This is a genomic window from Kitasatospora sp. NPDC001159 (assembly GCF_053598235.1).
Genome location: NZ_JBSFJV010000216.1, coordinates 1 through 4,571 on the forward strand (window position 1 = coordinate 1; position 4,571 = coordinate 4,571).

Below are 4,571 nucleotides of genomic sequence, written 5' to 3' on the forward strand. Positions count from 1 at the left end.
GACGACACGACGCGCCAATACTGCCCGCACACCCCTCCGCGTCATGCCTGACCAGCGGGAATCACACGATCACGCCCGGATTGATAACGGCTTCTAATTTCAACTTTCATGCTGTGAGGCTGAGTTGGAGTCTGGAGAGGTGACTGTGGTTCGCGCGGTCGAGGGGGTGGCCGTTCCACCAGGAGTGGAGGCGGATGAGGTTGAGGGCGGTCGCGCTGGTGGTGTGGTCGAGATGGGTCTTGGCCAGGCCGCGGTAGCGGGCGCGACGGAGTCCGGTCGTGTGGGTGGCCTGGCGGACGGTGCCCTCGACGCCGGCGCGGAGCGCGTAGTCGCGTTGCCAGGTTCCGGTCTGCTGTCGGTTGCGGGCGTCGCGGATGGCCTCGGTGAGTTCGCGGGGGTAGAGGCTGAGTTGGCGGCGGTTTTTGCGGGAGCTGGTGCATTGCTCCTTGAAGGGGCAGGGAATGCAGTCGAGGGCGGCGAAGGTGACGACGGTCTTGGACACCCCGTTTTGGATGTTCGGTGTCCAGGTGGCGCTGGTCTTCCCGGCGGGGCAGACGGCCTGCTGATTGTCCCAGTCGATGTGAAGTCGTCGGCGGCGAACCCTTCTTGGGCTTTGGCTTGGCGGGAGGTGTCGAGCAGGACCGGAGTGATCAGGGCGACGCCGTAGGTCTTGGCCGAGCCCACGATCAGTTCGGCACTCGGGTAGCCGGAGTCGAGGTAGTGCCGCGCGGGCAGGAGCCGACGGCGCTGGAGCACCTGATGGATCGCTTCCAGGGCCTTGGAGTCCGGGAGGGTGGAGGCGGTGGTGGCCACGTTCGTGATGATGTTCGGCCGGGCGGGGCGGTCGCCGTCGGCCTGCGGGTGGCACGTCTCCGAGACGTGGAGCTTGTACCCGTTCCAGAACATGTCCTGTTTGGCCGACCAGCGGGCGTCGGTGTCATAGGGGGAGGCCAGGCGTATCGGGCCGGGCGGCAGCCCGTCGCCTCCGTCCTCGGCGCGCTCGCGGCGCTTGACGCGGATGTGCCCGTTGCCGGCCGTGGTGCGGGTGTAGTTCTGCACCAGCACGATTCGCAGGCTCTGCACCGCGGGCAGCTCACGCAACCATGCCGGGGAGCCGTGTGCATACACCGCTCGCAGCAAGGTGTAGCCGTCCTTGGCGTAGTCGAGCGCGAGCGCGTCCTGCTTGGCCTTGGAGGTGGGAAGGCGCCAGGTGTCGATCCGGTCCGCGTAGCGGCGGCTCCAGTCCTCCACGACCAGCACCTGCTCGACCCAGTCGGGACAGGCGGCGGCCAGCGCGTTCAGGGCCGCGCGGACGCTTTCGCCGGCCAGCTCGAGCCGGTTCAGATCCCGCACCGCGGCCACGATGTGCGTGGAATCGGTGCGCTGGCCGCCGCCCGCGTCCACCAGGCCCAGCTCGCGTAGACGCTCCAGCAGCAGGTCCAGCGCCCGCTCCTCCAGCCCGTGGGTGACGACGCGGGAGCGGAACTCCGACAGCACACTGTGGTCGAACCCCGGATCCTCCAAGCTCAGACCCAGGGCGTACTTCCACGCCAGATTCTCCCGGACCTCGTCCGCCGCCTGCCGGTCGGTCAGGTTCGCGGCTTTCTGCAGGACCGTGACCAGCGCGAGCCGGCCCGGCGACCAGCCCGGCTTGCCCGCCCGGCCGAACGCGTCGGCGAAGGCCGCGTCCGGGAACAGCTCGCCGAGCCGGTCACGGACCTGCACCGCCAGCGGCGCCTCCCGCTTGCCCCGGTACATCGCCCGAATCGCCGCCGCGATCTGCGGGTCAGGCTGGGGCCAGGGCTGCGGTTGCACCGACACGACATGCTCCGATCCAAGACGAGGCCCGAGAGATCACCAGCGCTCATGATCCACTGCACCGTGGCCACGCTGCCACCCCTGGCCGACGGAGCAAGTCCCAGACCGCTCCCCGGACCGCCCCAAAGCATCTCAACTCGGACTCATCACAAGGAACTTGAAATTAGCCACCAAGATCACGCAGCGCTCCTGCGCGGGGCAACCTCCTCGGCCTCCGAGGATCCCCTGGAGGTGCGATTGCTCGCCGCGAGCAATCACCCCAAGGTCGCTGCGGCCCTCGCCCGCGTCACCGAGCGCCGGGTCGGCTACCTCGCCCACCTCTTCGAACTGCTCGGCTTCCCGCCGCCCGCGGCCCACCAACGCGGCTTCCTTCTCTACACCAGCTACGTGGGCCACGCCCAGCTGGCCCACGCGGCCCCGGGCACTGTCCCGGCCGACCCACATATCTGTCCGCGGCCTTGGAGGCGCTCCTCAAGCGGTGACCTGGGCCGCCCACTGCTTTTTGACTCAGCCGTACGCTGGGCTGATTATCAATATGTTGCCGGCCCGGGCTGGCAGTTGATGGATTGCAGGCAAGTGTTCCCGTTCGACGGCGTCGACGGCCCAGACGGCGTGTTCCCGTTCGACGGCGTCGACGGCCCAGACGGCGTGTTCCCGTTCGACGGCGTCGACGGCCCAGACGGCGTGTTCGGCGACTGCGACGGAGTCGACGACTGCGACGGCGGCACCGAAGTGGTGCTCTGCGAAGGCTCCGCCGAATTCTGGCACTTAGTTACGGCGGCGCCCCACCCCTTACCGAAGTTGGCCGAATACCTGTCCTCCCTATCTTTCGCATCCTTCCATTCCGGGCTATTCAGCGGCGCTTTCTTAACCGCGTCAGCCAGGTCGGATGGTGTCCCTGATTCGCTGACAGGCGGCTTGTCCGGGACTTTACCGTTTGCAGCGCAGTAACGCTCGCCGGCAAGGAACCCTTCCGTGTAGCCGTAGCCGCCCTCATCACCACCCTGTGACGGGGCCGCTGCGGTTACGGCCCTCACCGGGGAGAGCGTGGGCTTCGCCAGGGCCGTGCCGGCGCCGCCGAGGAGAGTGGTAATAGCCACTATGGCGGCTGCGGTGAGCCCACCCGCTCGCTTTACTTGCTTAAGCCTGGATCCTTCAATAGACATTTCAATTTCTACCCCGTATCGATCTCCTTGTCTTGTTCCCATCTTAAGCTAACTCGCGAACGGGACAGGTCCATTACGGCCCAGGGCTTCGGCGTAGTCGCCCAAGGCTTTGGCGTAGTCGCGTGATGTCCGGTTTGTGATCACGTGAGGCCGAGGAGGGCGAGCGGCCGGGTGACGTCTCGAGCGTTGCGGCGGAGGGCGGCGGCGATGTTGGTGACTCCGGCGAGCCTCAGGACGCCGATGGCGAGGTTTCGCCAGGTCGCCATCGGGGGGTGTTCCGCGGGGCCCGGCCGGTGGGAGGCCAGCCGCGCCGAGCAGCGGCGCGGCTTCTCTGCTCGGCGGCCCGGTGGTGCTGTGGTGGGGCCGCCGTGGCGGGAATGCTAGACCCATCGATCAGCCGCTGAACAGGGCTTTGACCTGCAGAGTTTCAGCCGCGAACATGCCAGCGAAGCGTTCGCGGACTGCCGTCGGACCCGAACCGCTGGGGAAGCGGATGCGTGAGTGAGGGAAGCCGGCCCAGCGCCCGCTCGGGGGTCCGGGCGCGGACCGGCTCCCCTCCAGTCTGTGCGGGCCCGGGCCGCGCTGCCGCCGGGACTGGTCCCGGCGGGGTCCGTGCCTGTTTCTGAGGTCCCGGCCACTGATCTGACGGATTGCCGCAGGTCAAAGCGGTTTCAAAGGTTCTTCTGTGTCGGTCTGGAACCGTTCCGTGTGCCGGGGGAGCAAGAAGTTCTCCAGGGTGTCCAGCCCGAACAGCATGAGCACGAGCAGTACCGGCAGGAGCAGGGCAACCACGACGACCATGACGCCTCCCGGTGGAGCAGTGATCACAAGAACGCGGTGGCGCAGACTTCTGCCAGACTGGTCCGAACGGGGCAACGGCGCTTGTTCGATGCGAAAGCGCGTAGGCCGTTCGGGTGCCTTTTGGCTGTATCGAGCCAGGTCGCTGAAACGGCCCCTGATTGTGCACCGGCGTCGGGTCAGGGGCGCGAGAAGGCGGAAGCTGCCGGTTCGAGGCGAAGATGATCACTCAACGTGCCCTGCCATCGCGTCGCGGCCGAACGTCACTTCTTGGCAGAATGCACAGGTGCAGCCACTGCCGGTTCCCTGCCCCGCTCACCTCATCCCGGACGCCACCGGTACCAACGCCTTCCACGACGCCTACCGCAACGCCATGGCGCACAACGCTGTATTCGTCGCCATCGAATCCGAAAAACGCCAGCAGTGGACCGTGAAGGCGGACACTCTCACCGCCGGCTCCGACCACACGGTCGCCGATGCCGTCAACGATGCCATCCGGGCCGCGATCCTCCGCCTGGTCGACAACCGCGAGGTCGATTTCGGCGCCTACACGGGACCCGTCTACTTCATGATGCACGGCGTGCGCAGCGAAGAACGAGCCCGCGAACTCGCCGCCGCACTCCACGCCGCCCTCTACGGAGAACTGGAACCCCTGTCCCGCGCCGTCCCTCACGCTCCCTGACACTCACGCAACCCCTCTCTGTCAGCCTTGGGTGAGACATCCCGCTTTGTCGGGTTAGCCTGAGAGGGCCCGAGTAGGAGTTCCACCCCTGATGACCAGCACCAATC

5 protein-coding genes and 1 pseudogene are annotated in these 4,571 nt (G+C 67.2%); 2 read left to right on the forward strand and 4 right to left on the reverse strand.

Annotation, left to right across the window (positions count from 1 at the left end; genetic code table 11):
* Window positions 1-106 precede the first annotated feature (106 nt).
* Entirely contained in the window at window positions 107-868 is a 762-nt protein-coding gene (locus ACWC9T_RS40950; RefSeq protein WP_449826105.1) for a transposase, read from the reverse strand.
* A gap of 644 nt (window positions 869-1,512) precedes the next feature.
* A pseudogene (locus ACWC9T_RS40955) lies at window positions 1,513-1,758 on the reverse strand (transposase); the annotation flags it as partial.
* Window positions 1,759-2,049: 291 nt separating this feature from the next.
* Here ACWC9T_RS40955 and ACWC9T_RS40960 point away from each other — a divergent pair.
* Window positions 2,050-2,769 (forward strand): hypothetical protein, encoded by a 720-nt coding sequence (locus ACWC9T_RS40960; protein ID WP_449826101.1) that lies wholly within the window; start codon window positions 2,050-2,052, stop codon window positions 2,767-2,769.
* Window positions 2,770-3,124: 355 nt separating this feature from the next.
* Here ACWC9T_RS40960 and ACWC9T_RS40965 read toward each other — a convergent pair whose 3' ends face one another.
* On the reverse strand, window positions 3,125-3,250 hold the full coding sequence (locus tag ACWC9T_RS40965) for a hypothetical protein (protein ID WP_449826102.1): 126 nt from the start codon (window positions 3,248-3,250) through the stop codon (window positions 3,125-3,127).
* A gap of 394 nt (window positions 3,251-3,644) precedes the next feature.
* Entirely contained in the window at window positions 3,645-3,785 is a 141-nt protein-coding gene (locus tag ACWC9T_RS40970; RefSeq protein WP_449826103.1) for a hypothetical protein, read from the reverse strand.
* A 283-nt stretch (window positions 3,786-4,068) separates the two neighbouring features.
* Here ACWC9T_RS40970 and ACWC9T_RS40975 point away from each other — a divergent pair, with 283 nt between their 5' ends.
* Complete coding sequence (locus tag ACWC9T_RS40975) at window positions 4,069-4,464, forward strand: hypothetical protein (protein ID WP_449826104.1); 396 nt, start codon at window positions 4,069-4,071, stop codon at window positions 4,462-4,464.
* Window positions 4,465-4,571 lie beyond the last annotated feature (107 nt).